Source organism: Halomonas flagellata, from assembly GCF_022487945.1.
Lineage (GTDB): Bacteria > Pseudomonadota > Gammaproteobacteria > Pseudomonadales > Halomonadaceae > Halomonas > Halomonas flagellata.
Genome location: NZ_JAKVPY010000040.1, coordinates 1 through 19,191, shown reverse-complemented (window position 1 = coordinate 19,191; position 19,191 = coordinate 1). Strand labels below are relative to the sequence as shown.

Here is a 19,191-nt window from a genome sequence, read left to right as displayed (position 1 = left end):
GGGATTCAAAAGCCTCGCACTATCAGAATCTCGCTGCTCGGTAGCGAGATGGTGGAGGAACTGGCTGAGCGTTGCTGAGATGCCGGAAGTGCCGCTCAGCAAAGGGCCTGATGAAAGAGGCGGGTTCAAGGGTGTCGACCCACATGCCACCGGTCGGCCCGCGTATCACCCCGCTGTACTCCTGAAAATCTATCTCTACGGTTACCTCAATCGCGTCCAATCCAGCCGTCGCCTAGAGCGCGAGGCACAGCGCAATGTCGAGCTGATGTGGCTGACAGAGCGCCTGGCACCGGACTTCAAGACGATTGCCGACTTCCGTAAGCACAATGGCAAGGCGATCCGCGCCACCTGCCGAGACTTTGTCGTGCTCTGCCGGCGTCTGGGGCTCTTCACACAAGCGATCGTGGCCATCGACGGGAGCAAGTTCAAGGCGGTCAACAACCGTGACCGCAACTTTACGTTTGCCAAGATGAAACGGCGCGCAGAGGAGATCGAGAAGAGCATCGAGCGTTACCTACGTCAACTCGACTCAGCTGACCAAGGCGACCCCGCTGTCACAGAGGCGCAGACAGCACAGCTGAAGGAAAAGATCGCCGCCCTTACCGAGGAAGTGCAGCAACTGCAAGCCATTGAAACACAAAGAACCCAGGCACCTGACCAGCAGATCTCGTTGACGGATCCCGATTCCCGCTCCATGACGACGCGAGGCACCGGGGTAGTGGGGTACAACGTACAGACGGCTGTGGATAACCAGTATCACTTGATCATCGCCCATGAGGTCACCAATGTCGGTAGTGACCGCAGTCAACTTTCCCGGATGGCCACGCAGGCGCGTGATGCCAGCGGCATCAAAGATCTCAACGTCGTGGCTGATCGTGGTTACTTTAAGGGAGAAGAGATTCTCGCGTGCCACAAGGCCGGTATCACCACCTATCTCCCCAAACCGAAAACCTCACCGAGCCAGGCCAAGGGAATGTTTCCCAGAGAGGCATTTCTCTTCATACCCGAAAGCAACGAATATCGCTGCCCTGCGGGAGAGCGTCTGATCTGGCGTTTCAAGAGCGTCGAAAAGGGTCAGACGCTGCATTGCTACTGGAGTTCAGCCTGCCCAACCTGCACGATGAAAGGGCAATGTACCACTGGTAAACACCGGCGTATCAAACGCTGGGAGCATGAGGATATGCTTGAGGCGGTACAGTCTAGGCTGGACCAGAAACCGGAAATGATGCGTCTCAGACGCCAGACAGTCGAGCGCCCGTTCGGCACACTGAAGGCCTGGATGGGATCGACGCATTTTCTGACCAAGAGCCTCCAGAACGTCAGCACGGAAATGAGCCTTCACGTGCTGGCCTACAATATGAAACGCGTCATGAAGATCCTCGGCACCAAGGGGTTGATTCAGGCGATGCGGGCATAGTGTGCCTGCCGCTTCTCTGTAGCGCCTGTAGCGCCCTATGACGCTCTCCAGGAAAGATTTCTCGGGGCGCGCGATTTTGAATAACCTTGTATGTGGCGATGACGGAAGTGCTTTGAGACGTCTCGTTGGCCGCTGGGCGTGGCCTGACAGCCGGATGCGGGAACAGGCAACGTATTTTTGGGTTTTCACACAGCCTCGGCCGAATGAGGAATGTTAGTCTATGCTGATGAATAGATTTTGGCAGCTGGCAACCCGAAGCGTCCATTTCGGAAAAGGCAGCGGGCGTGCGAATTTTTAATATATAGCCTAATATTAATTAATAAATATAGGGGTTAATGGCTTGAGATAACCTTGTCAGGCTACATTTGTCGGGAAAACGTGCCCGCATGTTTGCCTAATCATAGAATGCTCCGTCTAGTACCTGTTATGGAATAGAGGAACGACCATGGACGCGCGCGTCGAGAAGCTGAAAACGGTCGAGGAGTGCGAGCGGTTTGCTCGCAACGCGCGCGAGCGCGGTCACCCAGAGCTTGCGCAAGAAGCGCAGGCGCGAGCAGTTCATTTGAAGTCCGAGTAACACCAAGCGCAGTACCAGGTTGAGAGAGTGTCTCCAAACCGTGTACGCGTATGAGGATGATCAACCGCCATGGAATCATTGCGGCCGTAGAGCGGGCTGTAAACCGGTCGAACGAAACGATGGGGTACCAAACGTTAGTCGAGATGGGAATGGGCGAATTCGCGTTTGAAAGGGTCATCCTCCGCCACCCGACGAGTTTCTCGGAGGTGGTGGTCTCACGGTCGCGCGGACGCGCGGACGCGTCGGAATGAAGATGCCAACGACGCATGACAATGCGCTGCAGCACGACGCCGGAACTGCTGGGCCGTTCCGGCGCGGCTGAGCGCCACCGTTACCGAGTTAGTAATGTCCGACCACCCAATCGAAGAAAGTGATGCGATTTTTCGCAAAATCGCGCAAGCCTACGGAGATGAGGCAATATCCGAACCGAACGCCATTGAAGGGCTATTGTTCCGACCTTCAAACAATAGGGGTGCAAACCGCGAATGAAATTGCGTTCGGCGGCAGAGGCCGGGTCGGCCCTTGTTACAAGGATGTTTCACTCGTTGAGGCTATCAGGCGATTTAGAAACCAATGACCATTGAACGATTTGAGGTTCTTCGGGGCGTGGTCCATCCTTGGTACTGTGACAGCTTCGGTCACATGAACGTGCGCTGGTACAGTCATTTCTTCGATGATGCCACGCTCCATCTGTGGCCGCTCTACTGGAGCAGTCACAAGCGGATGCAGGATGAGTTGGGTGTTCACACTGTAACGGCCTCGGCGACGGTGCAGTTCCAGCGGGAACTGGTGTCCGGGGATCTGATCCTGGTGGATAGTTCGCTCAACCGGGTCGGCGGAAAGAGTTCTACCTTTATTCTTCGCATGCTGCATGTGGATACGCGTGAGGTGCATGCCACCTACGAGGTGACAGAGGTCTTTTTCGCCACGAAGACGCGCAAGTCGACGTCAATGCCGACCTCGATCAGGCAGGCACTGGAATCGAGAATGGACGCGCATTTCGGCGACTGAGCCATGGATACGGGGGTAGCGGAGACGGGGTCAGCGGTAGAGAGCGAAAACGGTGTCTACCTTCGGATTGGGCAGGCAGGCGGAGGTGATCGGAGTGTCCTAGACTCGCTGGTATGGCGGGGCCGCCGGCAAGCGTGGCTGTTTTCAGGCGCTGCTCGCCCGCAGCGCCTACAGGCGCGCGACCGCCTCGGTGGAGCGATCCAGGGACTGCGGTGGTCTTGTGAACGACGCAGGTGGATTTCCTGTCCTTTCCAAGGGAGGTCACCATGACTTTTCGACCCGACCCAACATTCCACGCCACGGCGCAGCTTGCCATGCAGGCGCCCGTGGAGAACTATGGCTTCACCGTGATGCTCAGCCCGGACGGCGCGCAACCGGACGCGCTCGCCGTGGTCGATCTGAATCCGGACTCCGACCGCTATGGCACCATCGTGAATACCCTGGCCATGCCCTATGCAGGCGACGAGTTCCATCATTTCGGCTGGAACGCCTGTTCCTCGTCACTGTCGCCGATGTCCGGTCATGCCTTCCTCGAGCGCCGCTACCTGATCGTGCCGGGGATCCGGTCCTCGCGCATCTACGTGATCGACGTGAAAGACCCGCTTGACGCGAAGATCCACAAGATCATCGAGCCCGAAGAGGTTTTCGAGAAGACCGGTTATTCGCGCCCCCACACCGTCCATTGCGGGCCCGAGGGCATCTATGTCTCGACACTCGGTGGCGGCGGCGCGGACGGCACGGACGGACCGCCTGGCGTCTTCATCATGGATTGCGAGACCTTCGAGATCCTCGGCCGTTACGAGATGGACCGGGGCAAGCAGGACAAGCATTACGATTTCTGGTGGAACCTGCCGCAGGACTACATGGTCAGTTCCGAATGGGGGCTGCCGCCGCAGTTCGAGAATGGCATCGTCGCCGAGGATCTTCTGGCGAACCAGTACGGCCATTCGATCCACTTCTGGGATCTGCGCCGGCGCAAGAATATCCAGACGATGGATTTCGGCGAGAACTACCAGATGGCGCTGGAGATCCGGCCCGCGCACGACCCGAAGAAATCCTACGGTTTTTGCGGCATTGTCGTGGACACCACGAACCTGCAAGGCGCGATCTTCACCTGGTGGCGCGGTGACGATGGCATCTGGCAGTCCAAAAAGACCATCACCATCGATCCGCGCCCCGAGGCGGCGGAAAACCTGCCGCCGCTCCTGCAGGGATTCGAGGCGGTGCCACCGCTGGTCACCGATATCGATCTCAGTCTCGATGACAAGTACCTGTACGTGGCCTGTTGGGGCCTGGGCGAGATGCACCAGTATGACGTGTCGGACCCCATGAACCCGGTCCTGACCGGAAAAGTGGAACTGGGCGGCATCGCCCGTGGAACGCCCCATCCAGGCGGCGGGGCCTTCGCCTTTGGCCCGCAGATGGTCGAGATCAGCCGCGACGGCAAACGGGTCTACTGGACCAACTCGCTCTATTCCTCATGGGACAATCAGTTCTATCCCGGGCAGGAGGGCGGCCAGATGGTCATGGCTCGTGTCGGTGACAATGGCGGTCTGACGCTCGATCCCGATTTCTACGTCGATTTCCCCAAGGGCTATCGCGCCCACCAGATCCGGCTTGAGGGCGGTGATTGCTCGACCGACAGTTTCTGTTATCCCAACCTCTGAATGGGGCTCGACGCGGGCACGGTGACGGCCCTTTGGGGGGCCGTCCTGCTTTCCGGGTTCTATCACGGCGTCAATCCCGGGATGGGGTGGCCGCTTGCCGTATCGTCCAGCTTGATGGACGGGCGGGGCCAGGCCATGGTCAAGGCGCTCGGGGCGCTGGCGGCCGGCCACCTTCTGGCGATGCTGGCGATCTTGCTGCCCTTCTCGATGATGACCGTACTGCTCGACTGGCAGACCGAAATCCGCGTCGGCGCCGCAGCACTGGTGATCGCCGCAGGTGCCTACCTGCTGATCAATCGCCGGCATCCGAGGATTCTTGCCCGAGTGCATCCCTCGCGCCTGGTGCTCTGGTCGTTTCTCGCCGCGATGGCGCACGGTGCCGGCTTGATGCTGCTGCCGATCTACCTGGGCATTTCCGGAACTGAGCCGGGTGAGGCCGGCCACGCGGCCGCGCGCGAACTGATGGGGCGCAACATCGGCTCGGCGTTCGTCGTGGCGCTGGCGCATACCGCCGCCATGACGGTGGCCGGCGGCGTGATCGCCGCAGGGACCTATTACTACCTCGGGCTCAGGTTTCTGAAGCGCACATGGTTCAACCTCGATGTGGTCTGGGCGTTGAGCCTGATCCTCGTCGGTCTCTCGGGGCTGTATCTGGCCATCAACGGGCACTGACGCAGGCGCGGACACGATCTCGGGCCTGCTCCGTCCAACCAGTGGCGTCAGATCCGCAATAATAGGTGACGCCACTGGAACTGCCCGGTTCGGCGTTAGAGTAAGAATCCCCGGCGGCCAGCGCTGCTACGCCTCAGCCGATCGCCAGCGCCTGCACTTCATTCGCCACGCAAGGGAATTCGGCTTCTCCGTCGACCCGATTCGCGAACTCATCGCTCTAGCCTCGAACGGAGACCGCTCCTGCGCCGACATCGACGCCATCGCCCGTTACCACTGGCGTTATATCAGCGCTCACTCAAAGACCGCTCCTGGCCGGTTTCTGTCTGTCAGTAATTTCTTTATTAGTTTTGCTTCCCTGTTGACGGTTCCTCAAAGAATCTTTCCCTCAAATAGATGGCTCATCTATTGAATGCCGCTACAGCGGCTCCTGCAAGGTGTTTCGGCCAGGATGATGCGACGAATTTTGCCATTCTGCCCTCTTCAATCGCGCAGAAAATCTGCGCTCCCACAACCCCAAGTTGCAGACTATTCTGGCCGAGTAAGTAACCTTAGCCTATGCTGATGGGTGTTTAAGGTAGTTGACGACCCAGAGCGGCCATGCCGGCAAAGGCAGCATGCGTGGTGATTGGTGTTATTTGGCCGAGCTATACTTAATGTTTCGGTGTTTCAATGGGTTAAGATGCAGGTGGTGTGCGATATAACATTATTGAATGTGCATGCGCGTTCATCCCATATCAGAGCGTGCTATCTAATACAGTTAGGCGCATGCGGCACATCCTGCAAATGCCGCAACAAATGGAGGTCGTTACATGAAAATGTTACTTACAGTCGAATTCCCGCTTGAGCCTTTTAACTCCCTCGTCAGAAATGGCAAGGCGGGCGAGATCATTGGGCGAATCCTCGAATCAATTAAGCCAGAGACAGCCTATTTCACGGAGCAAGATGGGAAACGCGGCGGAATCTTCGTGATTGATGTAAAAACTCCATCAGAAGTGCCCTTCTTTGCGGAGCCCTTCTTTCTCAACTTCCAGGCCACCTGTAAATTCAGAATTCTGATGAGCCCGGAGGATTTACAAAAAGCTGGGTTGGAGGAGCTCGGCAAGAAGTGGGCGTGATATCCGCCTAACCATTTGTTCAAGGGGACGCCGAGACCGGACCCGCGTTCATCCGGAGTACACTGCCCGGCGCCCCTTAACTCAAGCATTATATCAGCACATGATGAAGGACCGCTTCTGGCCGGTTGAAGAAGTTTAGTCTAAGCTCATCCTTATGGTTAGCGGCTGACGACCCAAAGCGGCCAGTCCGGCAAAGGCAGCATGCTTGTTCATCCATGTATACAGCAAGCGCGGTGATTGGTGTTATGTGGCCGAACTATACATAATATCATTTGATTTCAATAGGTTGATCGGCGCGCGGTATAACATTATTGAACGTGAATGCACGCTCATCCAATATCAAAGCGTGCAGTCTAATACTAGTTTAGGCCCAAACAACCAAAGGAGGATAGAACGATGAAGAAGACAGCCATTTCAGCGTTTATCGCAGTGCTCATAGCCCTTAGTGGGATTGCATATGCAAGGGCTGCTGGTGATATGACCGTGCAAAGTCCCATAGAGGTAAAGGTGACTCTTGGTGATGAGCAAAATGCATTGCGCTTTTTTCCGGCAAACCTCACCTTTGAAACGGGAAAATTATATAAGCTAGTTTTGTACAACGCGAGCGAAATGAAACACTATTTTAGTTCAGAAGGGTTATCTCGCTCCGTGTTTACACGAAAGGCTCAAGTATTGGGAGCTGATGGCAAGACCATTGCTGAAGTTAAGGGGATGATTCGTGAAATCGAAGTGTATCCCAATGGAACGGCCGAATGGTGGTTTGTACCTGTAAAAACAGGGACACTTAATGACCTAGAATGTACCATCGAAGGTCATTCAGAGGCGGGGATGATTGGTAGTATAAGTATCAAGTAGAAAGGTCAAGTGGCCTAACGAATAAGGATAGGTCGTGGCTCGCTTAGCTCGCACGACCTATCCTTATTCGTTCGGCCTGAATTCAAGCAATAAGCACAGCATTTGGTCCGCACAGGCTTGGTGCTACATGAGAACTTTCTGATCGTCAGCTTCTGGCCGAAAGCAGCCAGCTTGTGTAAACTAGACTTGAGTGATCTGGGCGTACCCGTTTAACTTTATTTTTTCACTCTGCTTGGGAAAGGGGGAGTCCTGAATCAAGGATAACAGCAGGCCAGCAGGTCTCAACCCCGCTTATTCACCGGGGCATCGATTTGGCGCCTTGAGTGGGGTGGTGGCCGGCAACGACCCACATCAGCGTGATCAGGCTGCCTGATGACCGCCAGCCTTATTCCATTTTCGTTCGATTGACTGACTATCTATAGCCTTTCGGAGCAAAGCCCGAGCAAAGTCGCAGCCGTGTTCGTCGACCACCGGAGTGGCCACCCTGCCTGCGGAGTGGATCATGGTGATGCCGTGTATCAGACCAAGGCGGTCAGCCGAGGTAGGCCCTTCAGCAGGGTGGGCCACCATTTGTCGGCAGCATCGCCAAGCTGCACGGTGATGCGCCGGGCGTGTACCGATAACGTCGCCGCCACCTTGAGCACTTGCTCGCGCATCCGGATCAGGCTCCAGCCTTGTCGAGTCTGCACTTCCAGCAGGCAGCGAAGGCCATGCAGGACCTGATAGGCGTAGAGACTCAGCAGCAGGCTCACTTCGTTGCGGGCCATCACGTCCTGAACGGTGGAGGCGCCGCGATCCGTCGACGAGAGGTGCACGTCGAGCGCCGACTTCACCTCGCCCATGTGCGCCTCGGCGCTGCCGCGCTTGCGGTACAGCGCCAGGAGCTTCTCCGGCGGCCAGTCGAATTTGCCGAGGTTGGTGACCAGGAAGAAGGCATGCAGCAGCAGGTCATCGGGGTGTTCTTGCACCACCAGCACCACGCGCCGTGGCGCCGGCCAGGAACCGGCTTGGTACTCAAGGTCGTGGCACCACTCCCGAGGTTGCGCGGGTGGGCGGCCGGGTGGTCGCTTCAGGAACGGTGCTGCCAGCTTCTGCAGGCCCGTGTGGCTGCGCAGTCGGCCCAGGTACTCGATGTCGCGATCTTCCAAGGCCTCCAGCGTCGCGTTGTCGGTGAAACCGGCGTCGATGCGCACCCGCACCTGGGCCCCGGTACTCTCGTTGAGTCGCCGCACCAGATGCGGGATCCAGGTATCGGCATTCTCGGCCGGGCCGGCGTTGCCCTCGCGCAGCAGGCCGCCGACCATGTCGCCGGTTTCGGCCAGCGAGGCGACCAGCGGCGAGTAGATCCGTGCACCGACGTGGCCGTGAAAGGCCGAGCCGCCCTGGTGGCCGTGGACCTCGATCGGCAAGCCATCGATGTCCAGAGTCAGCTGCTCGGGTCGTTCGCCATTCTTCAACGAGGTCAGACGCCAGACCACCAGTCGCAGCAGGCCTTCGTGCACGGCATCGACGTTGTCGTCGCGACCGAGGCACGTCAGCAGCCGCGACAGTGTGGCTTGAGACGGCCGATCTTGAGCCAACGGCGTCGTCCCGCGAGCATCGCTGCAGGCCAACTGCCAGAGCGGATCGCGTCGCAGCGTGTCGGTATCGCTGAGGTCGATCCAGCCCATCGCGCGCTGCAGCACCAGGGTGCGCAGCTGGCTGGCCAACGAATGACGGATACGCAGCGGGTGGCGTCGATCGACCAGGTTGTCCTCCAGCGCCTCGATCACGCCGCTGTTATCGAGGGCTTCACGCAGCAGCAGAGCACCGCTGTCGCTGGTGGTGCGCTGGCCGTCGAGCTCAACGCGGATGGACCCGTTGCAGGACGGAATCCAGGGAGATACGCTTTCACCCATAGCGGATGGTCCTCTGGAATCAGGTTCTTGGCGGAACGCACTGATTTCTCAAGAGAATACCATCCGCTATCTTCGTTTTCAGGCCGGTCTCATGAATAAGCCGGGCTCAAGACTCATATGCCGCTAATCATGAAATCAATGGCAGCCACCAGCTCCTCGCGGCATTGACCGAGGTCGTGGACCTTGGCTCCTAGCCGGTGCCGGTCGATTCCCGCAAGGTCCTCAGCAGGTCGCTCTGGATATCGAGCAGGTAGGGGTATTGCCTGCGTGATGCCGGGTTCTTGTTTTCGTACACGCAGAACTGGGCCATCAGAACTTCCTGGCGCTATCGCCGAAGGTCCCGTTTTTCTCGACGAAACGGTTGTACGCCTCGATGGCGTCGGCGTTCTCCCGCTGCCACTGGGTGCGTTGTGCGGCACGGACCTGTTCGGCGAGCACTTGCTCCAGTGCCGCGGAAAAATTGATGCCCAAGCCTCTGGCCTTATCAAGCAGGTCGCTGTTGATGCTGACGTTGGTTGGCTTCTTGGGCGCGCGGGTATCGTAGATGTCATAGCCTATGCGCACTATTGGTACGGGGCAAGGTGCGATCTCCGAGGATCGTATGATGGCTCGGGTGGTGGTGCCATCGATTGGAGCGCTTGTTGCTATGCTGCGTGCATTGGGGGTGGGGAGGGAGTCATGGTGTATGTGCTGCTGGTTGCTGTACTGATACTGTCGGCGCCGACTGCCCAGGCCGAGGAGGCGGGCGTGGTGTTCGCCATGGGCGGTGAGCGCTTCGTGCTGACCCCGGACTGCGCGCGATGGGTCGACCATGTCGTCACCGAGGATGACCGGGTGCACCTGCGCTTCGACATGCCGGAAACCCCGCCGTGTTTCGGGGCCTTCCACAGCCTGCTCTCCACACATCAGGGCGAACGCCTGACCATCACCTTCCGCGGCGAGACGCTGCTGGAGGCGAACCTGCACACCACGCTGGGTCCCAGCCACATCGTGCTGGAGTCGCGACATCCGCGTGTGGCGATCAATGCCCTCCGCTATCTCAGTGGCTTGCCAGACGCCGAGGCACCCTGATGGGCCGCGCCGGGCGTTTCCGCCGCCTTGCCGTGGGGCTGGTCGTCACCCTGGCGGCGTTGGCGTTGCTGGTGTGGCTGGTGCTGTGGTGGTTGTCGCCGGCGCCGGTGACGGGCCGGCTGGTCGAGTATCACGACGATTCGCCGGTGGCCGGCGCCACCATCACCCTGAGCCGCCAGGGCTGGGGCCTGAGCGATCACGATGGCCAGTTGATCTGGGACAAGCGCTACGAGGCCACCGTCACCACCGACCCCGAGGGGCGCTTCCGCCTGCCGATGCCCGGCCCGGTATGGCTGGTGGGGGGCGGCGGCGGCCGGTTGACGGTCGAGGCGGAGGGATTCCAGACTCTCGAGGCTGGTTACGTAGCACCCGGCGCGGAGCCTAACCTGCAGACGGTACCCGATCGCGACGATCGGCTGCCTGGCGGCACCGCCTATCTGGGCTGGGATGAGGCGGGCGAGCCCTTCGGCTGGTCGTTCCTCGACCACGCCCCGGCTCGTGACCTGGCGCGGGTCGATCTCTATCCCCTCGCGCTGAGTCGCGAGCCCCTCGAGGTCACTTTGGCGGTGCCCGATGGGGGAGGGCTTCACTTCGTGCCGGCCGCTGCCCAGAACATCACCACGCCGTCGTGGGGCTACCTGCTGCGCTACCTGGATGTATCGCCCGAGCCGCCCGCGGCGTCTCGCCTGGTGCTGGACGACACCCCGGGCACCCTCTTCCTGCGTACCCCGCAGGGGCGGCATGCCAAGCTGGCCTGGGAGCCCGACGCGGTGACCGCCATGTCGGGTACGGTGCCGGGGCTCGAGGCGTCCAGCGAGCGGTTGCTCTCGCTGCGCTTCGTCTATCGACCCGGGCCTGGGCACGAGCTGCCGTATCAACCCCCGCTGGGGCCGGTCGATCCCGCGCGTGCCGCGCTGCTGGCGGAACTGCCCGAGGAAGCCCCTCCGGCCAAGAGGGCGCGTGTCTACCAACTGGTGGTGACCGATGCGCAGGGCCGGGAACTGGAGCGGCAACGCGTCGAGCTCGTGCCGGGCGTTCCCGTGGACCTGGCGAGCTGTGCCGAGGAGGCGCCGCTGGCCTGGCGCTTCGAGGCGCTGCGCCTGGCGTACGACGCGGAGGGGCTGCCGCGCCTGCAACTGACGCTGGACGGCGAGCGCTTCGTGCACCACTCGGCGCCGCGACTGGTCGGCACGCGCCACGCCACCGTCCTCGAGGTGATGGCCTTCGACACCGACTACCGGCGCCATGACCTGCGTGTGCGCTTGAGGGAGCTGCCTGGAGACGCTGGCCTCGTCGGCTGCAGCGCGCCGCCTCGACCGGGGCGGTGAGGCTTATTCCCCGGCTGCGTCCTGGCGTTTCTCGACCGGCCGACCGATGCTTCTGCATGGGCATGGCATCGAGCCCTTGCCCCAGGGCGGGCCGGGCTCGAGGGAGGCTGAGATGTTCAAACCGATTACCCTGACATGGCTGGTGTGTGTCGCCCTGGGCGCGGGCGCCGCCATGGCGCAGTCCGACGGCGGAGAGGAGGGCGTGCGGCTCGAGATCCAGGAGTGGGACGTGCCCTTCGATGGCGGGCGCGCCCGGGATCCCTGGGTGGATGCCGAGGGGCAGGTCTGGTTCGTCGGCCAGCAGACCCACTATGTCGGGCGGTTCACGCCCGAGAGCGGCGAGTTCGAGCGCTTCCCCCTGGAGGCGGGCACTGGGCCGCACACGGTGGTCACCACCGAAGGGGGAGTGTGGTACGCCGGCAACCGGGCGGCGCATCTCGGGCGGCTGGATCCCGCCAGTGGCGAACTCGAGAGGTTCGCGCCCCCCGGCGACGGCCCCCGCGACGTGCACAGCATCGCCGTCGACAGCCAGGGCAACCTCTGGTTCACCGAGCAGGGCGGCAACCGCGTCGGTTACTTCGACACCCGGGACCACAGCTTCACCATGCATGACGTGTCCGCCGGGGGGGCGCACCCCTATGGCATCGTGATGCACGACGACCAGCCCTGGATCGCCCTGTTCGGCACCCACCGACTGGCCACGGTCGCCGACGGCGAGCTGCGGACGATCGAGCTGCCCCGGCCGGAAACCCGGCCGCGGCGGCTGGACGTCGCCTCCAACGGCCAGGTCTGGTACGGCGACTACGCCACCGGCCATATCGGCCGCTACGACCCCGAGAGCGGGGAGGTGACGGAGTGGCCGGCGCCCGCGGGCGAGCAGTCGCGGCCCTACGCCGTGGTCATGGACGGCGAGGACCGCTTCTGGATCGTCGAGACCGGCGTCCGGCCCAACCGCTTCGTCGCCTTCGATACCCGCGCGGAAACCTGGAGCGAGCCCTTCGAGATTCCCAGCGGCGGCGGCACCGTGCGCCACATGGTGTACGACGAGCAGCGCAACGCCATCTGGTTCGGCACCGACGAGAACACCCTCGGCAGGGCCGAGCTGGAGTGACAAACGCCCCTGGTTCAACGCCCCCGCCATCGCCGAGTTGCTAGAGTGGTCAGGGAGTGCAGCCCTGCGCCGCCGGTGCGGTGCCGGATGCGACGACAACGGCCATGGAGGCGCTGGATGAGCGATACCAAGTACGCCCAGCAGGGCATGACGTTCCGCGAGAGCGTGGAACACATGGTGGACCACGCCATCGAGATCATGGGCCTGGACGAGGGGCTCGGCAATGCATTGAAGGTCTGCCAGAGCGTGGTGCAGGTCTCCTTCCCGGTGGAGATCGACGGCAGGGCGGAGATCTTCACCGGCTGGCGGGCCACCCACAGCGACCACCGCCTGCCCTCCAAGGGCGGCATCCGCTTCGCACCGATCGTCGACCAGGACGAGGTGGAGGCCCTGGCCGCACTGATGACCTACAAGTGCGCCATCGTCGACGTGCCCTTCGGCGGCTCCAAGGGCGGGCTGGTGATCGACCCGCGCCAGTACGAGCGCCACCAGCTGGAGGCCATCACCCGCCGCTTCGCCCGCGAACTGATCAACAAGGGCTACCTGAGCCCGGCGCAGAACGTCCCCGCCCCGGACATGGGCACCGGCCCCCGCGAGATGGGCTGGATGGTGGATACCTACCGGCAGATGTTCCCCAACGACATCAACTACCTGGGCGCGTTGACCGGCAAGCCGGTGGAGCACGGCGGGGTGCGCGGGCGCAACGAGGCCACCGGCCGCGGGGTGCAGTACGCCCTGCGGGAGCTGTTCCGGCATCCCCAGGAGATCGAGCGCTGCGGCCTCTCCGGCGGCCTCGCCGGCAAGCGGGTGATCGTCCAGGGCCTGGGCAACGTCGGCTACCACGCCGCGCACTTCCTGGAGACCGAGGACGACTGCCTGATCACCGCCATCATCGAGCGCGACGGGGCGGTGGTGAATCCGGACGGCCTGGATGTCAGCGCGGTGCGCGAACACATCGCCGAGACCGGCGGGGTCAAGGGCTACGCCGGCGGCGAGTATCGCGAGGATGGCGCCGTGGTGCTGGAGATGGCCTGCGATATCCTGATCCCGGCGGCCCTGGAAGGGGTGATCACCGCCGACAACGCCGAGCGCATCCAGGCGCCGCTGATCGCCGAGGCGGCCAACGGCCCGGTGACCTTCGCGGCCGACAGGATCCTCCAGCAGCGCGGCGTGGAGATCCTCCCCGATGCCTACTGCAACGCCGGCGGGGTGGTGGTCTCCTACTTCGAGTGGATCCGCAACCTCAACCACGTGCGCTTCGGCCGCCTGGAACGGCGCTTCCACGAGGCCCGGGGCGGGCGGATCATCGAGGCCATCGAGCAGGCCTCGGGCGTCGAGGTCCCCGAGCACCTGCGGGCGCAGATCGCGCGCGGCGCCGACGAGTTCGACCTGGTGCGCTCGGGGCTGGACGACTCCATGCGCCTGGCGCTGCAGGCGATCATCCGCATGCGTCGCGACAACCCCAAGATCCACGACTACCGCATGGCCGCCTACACCATCGCCATCGAGAAGGTCGCCCGCCACTACCAGGATATCGGCTTCTGAAGTTACCGCGGGCCAGCGCCCCAGGCGGGGCGCCTGCCACTGGCGATCCGCGGCTGGCCCTCAGCGTGCTTTGGTGGCAGGCTAGAGAAAAACATAACGCGGCAGGCGGCAACGCCATGGCGGCCAGCCCGCGGGAGACGCAGGGACAAGACGATGACACGGCGACTACGCGAAATACGGCAGCTGAAATACCGGCATATCAACTTGGCTGGTCGGCGAGGGTAGGGGGAAGGCTATGGCTGGTATCGACCCAAAGGACATGGTGGCAATTGCAGCAAACATGCTCACCGGTGTTACACTGCCTAGCTACACTTAATTTATTGATTTTCAATATACCTATGATTTTTCAACCATGATCGGCGCCTCAGCAGCAATTATTCGAAATAGTCACAATGGATTCGTGATTGTAAAGCCGACTTATCGAAAAGAGTGGCTACTCCCTGGGGGGGCAATAGAAGAACACGAATCGCCGCAAGAGTGTTGCAAACGTGAATGCTTGGAAGAGTTGGATGTTTCTATAGATTTAGGCGAATTGCTTTGCTTGGAATATAGGAAGGCGACAGATGATTTCAGATTCATATTCGATGGAGGAACCCTTATAGAAGGGGCTGATATCCGTTTTCCTGAAGAGGAACTGGAATCCTATCGCTTTGTTACCATCGACGAAGGAATAAAATTAGTTGATGAGCCAACAGCAAAACGTCTAATCTTTATGCAGTCTGGCTTAGGCGTTTACTTTGAGTCATAACAAGTCGCGCCAGTATGCAGCCTTCGGCTGCGGTAATTCCCAAAGCTTCGCTTTGGCTCGCCCTTGCCCGCAGCATTATGAATAAATCAGTATGTGCTTAACATCCGCTTCTGGCGGGAGGGGAACTTTAGTCTATGTTGATGAAATGACTGAGGCAGTTGACGACCGAGGCTGTGTGAAAACGCTTGGAGCGTCTCGGGCCGGTCAAGAACTGATCAGAAATGGTGCTCTCTCGCGCATTCTGAGGTAGTTGCAAGGCAAATTCTCTCCAGATTTCGCGTACAAGCACCATCTTCAGGAGAGCCGAGGAGTTTTCACACAGCCTGGACCCGAAGCGGACCTCCCAGCAAAATGCTGACGGCACGTTTATCCGTGTTATGCTGCCGAGCTATACTTAATTTTACGTGCACTCAGTGGGTTAGATCAGGCATCTCAGGCTCGTTAATTGACTTGAACGCGCCGGCACGATAACCCAATAATAGAGCGTGCGGTATAATCACTGTAGTTTCTGTACGCTGATTGACTCGCTAAATACAAGGAAGCGTCAATATGTTTGATTACTCAATAGCGCATTGGATGACGTTTTTGTCTGCGGCGGTTCTTCTGAATCTTTCCCCCGGCCCAGATGTCGCCTTCATTCTAGGGCAGACGCTAAGTAGCGGACGTCGACATGGGTTTGCTGCGATGCTTGGCATATGGTCGGGGGCGTCGTTGCATGTAGTTATGGCGGCGGTGGGTCTTTCAGCAATTCTTGCTACATCGGCTCTGGCATTTTCTGTGGTTAAGTGGGTAGGGGCTGCCTATTTGATATGGCTTGGCATCAAAATGCTTCTTTCGAACGGTGACTCATTTACCTCTAGTGACGGAGGCGGCAGTTTACGGATGCAGTCGGTCTATTGGCAGGGTGTGCTGGTTTCCGCTCTTAACCCGAAAGTAGCCATATTCTTCCTTGCTTTCTTGCCACAGTTTGTTGTGGAAGGTGCCGGCTCTGTTGGTGCTCAGCTATTATTGCATGGCAGCTTAATTATTGTTGTTGCGGCTTTTATAGAGCCCCCCTTGGTCATGGTGGGGTCAAGGTTAGGGACTTTCTTGAGAAAAAAACAGCGAGTTGGCTTGTGGATGGATCGAAGCCTTGGAGCCTTATTTGTTGCCTTGGGAGCGCGCCTCGCGGCTAGTACAAAATAAAACCATGGCAGCAGGGGCGAATTGTTCCGCTAACTACATAACCAGGCCATGCACCGGATGCCAAACCCTCCGCTTCGCTGCGGTTTTGTCACCGGTGATGGCGAGCGTTATGTGTACAAGGAATTCCGATGGAAAAGGTTATTCTCAAGGGATTCATTATTGTATCGGAGATGGACCTGGAAATTGTTCAGAAAGAGCTACAAGTTCATTCCGAGCTCACGCGAAGAGAGCCTGGGTGTTTGGTATTCGAAGTAACGCCTGATGAAAGTAATCCAAATCGTTTTGATGTATATGAAGAACTTTCCAGTAAGGCGGCATTCGATGCACATCAACTTAGAGTCAAAAGCTCTCGATGGGGTCAGGTAACAGAAAATGCTGAAAGGCACTACGAAATTATTGAGTAAACGCATAACCAGGTCAAGCAGCATCGCGCAACAAGTTGCGCTGGACCTCGCTTCGCTCGGCCGCTGTTGGCAACGTTAACTGCAATCGAAAAGGAGTTTGGATGAAATATCAGGTGGTAAACATCAAAGACAAACTCGGTCTCTTTAACGAGCAGTGGTCCCCTAAGGTGATAGCTGAGATGAATGACTATCAGTTAAAAGTCGTTAAAATCCAGGGCGAGTTCGTGTGGCATGATCACAAGGACACAGATGAAACGTTCATTGTCCTTGAGGGTAGCCTCAGAATTGACTTTAGAGATGGGTATGTGAGTCTTTCCGAGGGGGAGTTGTACGTTGTCCCTAAGGGCACCGAACACAAGCCGTATGCCGAAGATGAAGCAAAAGTTTTGCTTATCGAGCCGCGGGGAGTTGTGAATACTGGCGACGAGGCTGGTAGCCAAACGGCAGAAAACGATGTTTGGATCTGAATCAGTTAACTAGTCGCAGCAGTACGCGGCCGATGGCCGCCGGACGCCCTTTCCATTGCGCCTTCGGCTCCATTCCAAGAGCGCCGCTGTGCTTCGGCGTTATGCAATTAATTAAAGTTGTGGGGTTGCAATGAGCTATTGGATATTTCAATCGATTGCTGAAAGGTATGACCTACGCAAAAAAGGCGTAGTAGAAGATGGAAAACATGATACATGGTATGCATCTCGTTATAGAGGCCGGATGAAAGTTGGAGACATTGTTTATTTTTGGTTAGGGGGGATAGGCGAAAAACGTGGCGTGTATGCACTTGGTGAGATAATATCAGAGCCATATAGAAAAGATGACTGGGATTCTTATGGTATCGATGTTTGCTACAAGAGAAAGTTAATAAAGCCTATTGATGTAATTGCAGTTAAGAATAATGAAATTCTGTCAGATTTGCTTATTCTAAGGGCGCCTCAGGCTACTAATTTCGCTCTGACTGAAGAACAAGGAAAGGAGTTTGAAAGGATTATTGCAAAGGAGGATAAATGAATGCCTCTTAAAAATAGCTCTCGACTATCGATGCTATCATCTGTCCAAACCCCTCTTGGCTTTTTTGTTCTCGTCGTGTTGGTAGTGGAGGCTGGCCTTATCGCTTTGGCTGGCCAAAACGAAGGTGATAAAGCCTATCTTTACTCCATTGTAGGTATATTGGTATTGCTTATTTTGGTTGTTGCTGTTATTGGATATTTTAAGCCATGGGTACTTACTGGTCATCCACCACCAGGTATTGATGAAAAATTTTCTCAGGCACTAGCTAAAGATGTATTCATGGCATTTGATGGGTATATAAGTAATGAGAGTGATGAAGAAAGAGCAGATGCATACGAATACCTTGTTGATGTTTGCTCTTCAGCTAAATATTACAAAGATAAAGAAACTAGCCATTTTGCTATGACATTTATCGAAACCGTAGTTGGTTGCTCTGATATAAAGCGTAAGCCAAGGTCATCTAAAAATGCATAACAAGGAAAATCAAGGCGACCGCTAAACGCGGCGCTTGTTTGCGACGTTAAGCTGCTTCATACGAGCAGATATCATGTGAGGAAAACAACAGGTAACCGATGACTCTCTCGTTGAACTATGGCATGCGAGCAATCACGCTGGCAGATGAGCCGTTTCTGTGGGAAATGCTCTACCAAGCCATCTACGTCCCGCAAGGAACTCCAGCACCCTCGCGAGACATCCTCCACCAGCCCGAGATATGCAGGTACGTGCAGAACTGGGGACAGCCTTACGACCGAGGCATACTCGCCATCGATCACAAGAGCACCCAACCCATCGGTGCGGCGTGGTTGCGATTGCTCAGGGACGAGAACAAGGGCTATGGCTACGTGGATGAGATGACGCCAGAATTAACCATGGCGGTGGTGCCAGCGTATCGCGGCCGGGGGATAGGAACCATTTTACTCTCTCATCTGTTGCTCACGGCACAGGCTCACTATCCAGCGGCTTCCCTGAGTGTATCACTAGACAATCCTGCGTTGCGGCTCTATCAACGGATGGGCTTCGAAGTTGTCGGCACGTGTGGGACGTCAATCACCATGCGCAGGAAGTCATCCGACAAACGTGGCGGAGATTCGCATGCATTCTGCCCTTCAGTTGGAGGGGGATAGGGGGCGTAGTCATCCCTACAGTGTTTGCGCCGAGCCAGGAGTCCTGATGCCCGAGACCTGCGGCATGAGGGTGGCCAGCTGTTTCAGGGCAGTATCGCAGTCGCCTTTCCCGTGGTAGGGAAGGCAGGTACCCACCAGCATCTCTGGCAATGCCTTGGGGGCAGGCGAATATAAACGTTGCTGGTCAAGGAAGGCACCGCCACCTTGGCAGGCTCAGAGAATCTCATCCAGCATCAGGGAAAACGCACGACAAACCGCTCTACGACGGGCCTCGTAGGGCTTTACGGATCGAGCCCTCCGTGATTGGCTAATGCTTTTGCCCACGGATGGCCCCCGGAGCCTGTCAACATAGTTGGCATATGAAATAGTTCTGGCTCTTTAAAACCCTGCTGCCTGTGGCACCGGGTCCCTCTCGGGATTCAGGTGTACTACCTCTGGCAGGCTGAGTTTCCGGATGTCAC

General features: G+C 58.4%; 22 protein-coding genes. 19 read left to right on the top strand and 3 right to left on the bottom strand.

The window, feature by feature from the left end:
• The 8 genes from MKP05_RS20205 to MKP05_RS20175 all read left to right on the top strand — a co-directional run.
• On the top strand, nt 1–1,417 hold a 1,417-nt coding region (locus MKP05_RS20205), incomplete at its 5' end, for an IS1182 family transposase (protein ID WP_240569967.1).
• A gap of 445 nt (nt 1,418–1,862) precedes the next feature.
• Nucleotides 1,863–1,994, top strand: coding sequence for a hypothetical protein (locus tag MKP05_RS21855; RefSeq protein WP_276316696.1), 132 nt, complete (start codon nt 1,863–1,865; stop codon nt 1,992–1,994).
• A gap of 573 nt (nt 1,995–2,567) precedes the next feature.
• Complete coding sequence (locus MKP05_RS20200) at nt 2,568–3,005, top strand: acyl-CoA thioesterase (RefSeq protein WP_240569966.1); 438 nt, start codon at nt 2,568–2,570, stop codon at nt 3,003–3,005.
• Nucleotides 3,006–3,271: 266 nt separating this feature from the next.
• Nucleotides 3,272–4,672, top strand: a complete 1,401-nt coding sequence (locus MKP05_RS20195) for a selenium-binding protein SBP56-related protein (RefSeq protein WP_240569965.1) — start codon at nt 3,272–3,274, stop codon at nt 4,670–4,672.
• Nucleotides 4,673–5,344: a hypothetical protein gene (locus tag MKP05_RS20190; RefSeq protein ID WP_240569964.1), complete on the top strand. Its 672-nt coding sequence runs from the start codon at nt 4,673–4,675 to the stop codon at nt 5,342–5,344.
• The gene (locus MKP05_RS21915; protein WP_338072368.1) at nt 5,322–5,753 is read left to right on the top strand and encodes a MerR family DNA-binding protein; all 432 of its coding nucleotides are present in this window, start codon (nt 5,322–5,324) and stop codon (nt 5,751–5,753) included. Before MKP05_RS20190 ends, MKP05_RS21915 begins: the two co-directional genes overlap by 23 nt.
• A gap of 400 nt (nt 5,754–6,153) precedes the next feature.
• On the top strand, nt 6,154–6,459 hold the full coding sequence (locus MKP05_RS20180) for a hypothetical protein (RefSeq protein WP_240569963.1): 306 nt from the start codon (nt 6,154–6,156) through the stop codon (nt 6,457–6,459).
• A gap of 396 nt (nt 6,460–6,855) precedes the next feature.
• Nucleotides 6,856–7,314 (top strand): cupredoxin domain-containing protein, encoded by a 459-nt coding sequence (locus MKP05_RS20175; protein WP_240569962.1) that lies wholly within the window; start codon nt 6,856–6,858, stop codon nt 7,312–7,314.
• 518 nt (nt 7,315–7,832) lie between these two features.
• Here the strand turns inward: MKP05_RS20175 and MKP05_RS20170 are convergent.
• The 3 genes from MKP05_RS20170 to MKP05_RS21910 all read right to left on the bottom strand — a co-directional run bounded on the left by MKP05_RS20170 (nt 7,833) and on the right by MKP05_RS21910 (nt 9,776).
• Entirely contained in the window at nt 7,833–9,212 is a 1,380-nt protein-coding gene (locus tag MKP05_RS20170) for an IS1380 family transposase (RefSeq protein WP_240569961.1), read from the bottom strand.
• 190 nt (nt 9,213–9,402) lie between these two features.
• Nucleotides 9,403–9,522, bottom strand: coding sequence for a CcdB family protein (locus MKP05_RS20165; protein ID WP_240569960.1), 120 nt, complete (start codon nt 9,520–9,522; stop codon nt 9,403–9,405).
• Nucleotides 9,522–9,776 (bottom strand): type II toxin-antitoxin system CcdA family antitoxin, encoded by a 255-nt coding sequence (locus MKP05_RS21910; protein WP_240569959.1) that lies wholly within the window; start codon nt 9,774–9,776, stop codon nt 9,522–9,524. Before MKP05_RS21910 ends, MKP05_RS20165 begins: the two co-directional genes overlap by 1 nt.
• A gap of 114 nt (nt 9,777–9,890) precedes the next feature.
• Between MKP05_RS21910 and MKP05_RS20155 the strand changes: the two genes are divergently transcribed.
• From MKP05_RS20155 to MKP05_RS20105, 11 genes are all read left to right on the top strand, one after another.
• Entirely contained in the window at nt 9,891–10,283 is a 393-nt protein-coding gene (locus MKP05_RS20155) for a hypothetical protein (RefSeq protein ID WP_240569958.1), read from the top strand.
• On the top strand, nt 10,283–11,611 hold the full coding sequence (locus MKP05_RS20150; RefSeq protein WP_240569957.1) for a carboxypeptidase-like regulatory domain-containing protein: 1,329 nt from the start codon (nt 10,283–10,285) through the stop codon (nt 11,609–11,611). The genes MKP05_RS20155 and MKP05_RS20150 overlap by 1 nt, the downstream gene beginning before the upstream one ends.
• Nucleotides 11,612–11,723: 112 nt before the next feature.
• Nucleotides 11,724–12,722, top strand: a complete 999-nt coding sequence (locus MKP05_RS20145) for a Vgb family protein (protein ID WP_240569956.1) — start codon at nt 11,724–11,726, stop codon at nt 12,720–12,722.
• 117 nt (nt 12,723–12,839) lie between these two features.
• Complete coding sequence (locus tag MKP05_RS20140; RefSeq protein ID WP_240569955.1) at nt 12,840–14,267, top strand: Glu/Leu/Phe/Val family dehydrogenase; 1,428 nt, start codon at nt 12,840–12,842, stop codon at nt 14,265–14,267.
• 352 nt (nt 14,268–14,619) lie between these two features.
• Entirely contained in the window at nt 14,620–15,015 is a 396-nt protein-coding gene (locus MKP05_RS20135) for an NUDIX domain-containing protein (protein WP_240569954.1), read from the top strand.
• Between the two features lie 549 nt (nt 15,016–15,564).
• Nucleotides 15,565–16,200 carry a LysE family translocator gene (locus MKP05_RS20130; protein ID WP_240569953.1) on the top strand — a complete coding sequence of 212 codons (636 nt, stop codon included), beginning with the start codon at nt 15,565–15,567 and terminating at the stop codon, nt 16,198–16,200.
• Nucleotides 16,201–16,328: 128 nt separating this feature from the next.
• Complete coding sequence (locus tag MKP05_RS20125) at nt 16,329–16,604, top strand: putative quinol monooxygenase (protein ID WP_240569952.1); 276 nt, start codon at nt 16,329–16,331, stop codon at nt 16,602–16,604.
• Between the two features lie 101 nt (nt 16,605–16,705).
• A complete protein-coding gene (locus tag MKP05_RS20120; protein ID WP_240569951.1) occupies nt 16,706–17,071 on the top strand; it encodes a cupin domain-containing protein in 366 nt (121 codons plus the stop codon).
• Nucleotides 17,072–17,201: 130 nt separating this feature from the next.
• Nucleotides 17,202–17,606, top strand: a complete 405-nt coding sequence (locus tag MKP05_RS20115; protein WP_110281572.1) for an EVE domain-containing protein — start codon at nt 17,202–17,204, stop codon at nt 17,604–17,606.
• Entirely contained in the window at nt 17,607–18,080 is a 474-nt protein-coding gene (locus MKP05_RS20110; protein ID WP_146218644.1) for a hypothetical protein, read from the top strand.
• A 98-nt stretch (nt 18,081–18,178) separates the two neighbouring features.
• The gene (locus tag MKP05_RS20105; RefSeq protein WP_240569950.1) at nt 18,179–18,730 is read left to right on the top strand and encodes a GNAT family N-acetyltransferase; all 552 of its coding nucleotides are present in this window, start codon (nt 18,179–18,181) and stop codon (nt 18,728–18,730) included.
• Nucleotides 18,731–19,191: the final 461 nt, after the last annotated feature.

Bases quoted from the DNA above. Each gene is read 5' to 3' on its own strand.
- MKP05_RS21855 (WP_276316696.1), top strand. From the start codon at position 1,863: ATGGACGCGCGCGTCGAGAAGCTGAAAACGGTCGAGGAGTGCGAGCGG.
- MKP05_RS20200 (WP_240569966.1), top strand. From the start codon at position 2,568: ATGACCATTGAACGATTTGAGGTTCTTCGGGGCGTGGTCCATCCTTGG.
- MKP05_RS20195 (WP_240569965.1), top strand. From the start codon at position 3,272: ATGACTTTTCGACCCGACCCAACATTCCACGCCACGGCGCAGCTTGCC.
- MKP05_RS20190 (WP_240569964.1), top strand. From the start codon at position 4,673: ATGGGGCTCGACGCGGGCACGGTGACGGCCCTTTGGGGGGCCGTCCTG.
- MKP05_RS20180 (WP_240569963.1), top strand. From the start codon at position 6,154: ATGAAAATGTTACTTACAGTCGAATTCCCGCTTGAGCCTTTTAACTCC.
- MKP05_RS20175 (WP_240569962.1), top strand. From the start codon at position 6,856: ATGAAGAAGACAGCCATTTCAGCGTTTATCGCAGTGCTCATAGCCCTT.
- MKP05_RS20170 (WP_240569961.1), bottom strand. From the start codon at position 9,212: ATGGGTGAAAGCGTATCTCCCTGGATTCCGTCCTGCAACGGGTCCATC.
- MKP05_RS20165 (WP_240569960.1), bottom strand. From the start codon at position 9,522: ATGGCCCAGTTCTGCGTGTACGAAAACAAGAACCCGGCATCACGCAGG.
- MKP05_RS20155 (WP_240569958.1), top strand. From the start codon at position 9,891: ATGGTGTATGTGCTGCTGGTTGCTGTACTGATACTGTCGGCGCCGACT.
- MKP05_RS20150 (WP_240569957.1), top strand. From the start codon at position 10,283: ATGGGCCGCGCCGGGCGTTTCCGCCGCCTTGCCGTGGGGCTGGTCGTC.
- MKP05_RS20145 (WP_240569956.1), top strand. From the start codon at position 11,724: ATGTTCAAACCGATTACCCTGACATGGCTGGTGTGTGTCGCCCTGGGC.
- MKP05_RS20140 (WP_240569955.1), top strand. From the start codon at position 12,840: ATGAGCGATACCAAGTACGCCCAGCAGGGCATGACGTTCCGCGAGAGC.
- MKP05_RS20135 (WP_240569954.1), top strand. From the start codon at position 14,620: ATGATCGGCGCCTCAGCAGCAATTATTCGAAATAGTCACAATGGATTC.
- MKP05_RS20130 (WP_240569953.1), top strand. From the start codon at position 15,565: ATGTTTGATTACTCAATAGCGCATTGGATGACGTTTTTGTCTGCGGCG.
- MKP05_RS20125 (WP_240569952.1), top strand. From the start codon at position 16,329: ATGGAAAAGGTTATTCTCAAGGGATTCATTATTGTATCGGAGATGGAC.
- MKP05_RS20120 (WP_240569951.1), top strand. From the start codon at position 16,706: ATGAAATATCAGGTGGTAAACATCAAAGACAAACTCGGTCTCTTTAAC.
- MKP05_RS20115 (WP_110281572.1), top strand. From the start codon at position 17,202: ATGAGCTATTGGATATTTCAATCGATTGCTGAAAGGTATGACCTACGC.
- MKP05_RS20110 (WP_146218644.1), top strand. From the start codon at position 17,607: ATGCCTCTTAAAAATAGCTCTCGACTATCGATGCTATCATCTGTCCAA.
- MKP05_RS20105 (WP_240569950.1), top strand. From the start codon at position 18,179: ATGACTCTCTCGTTGAACTATGGCATGCGAGCAATCACGCTGGCAGAT.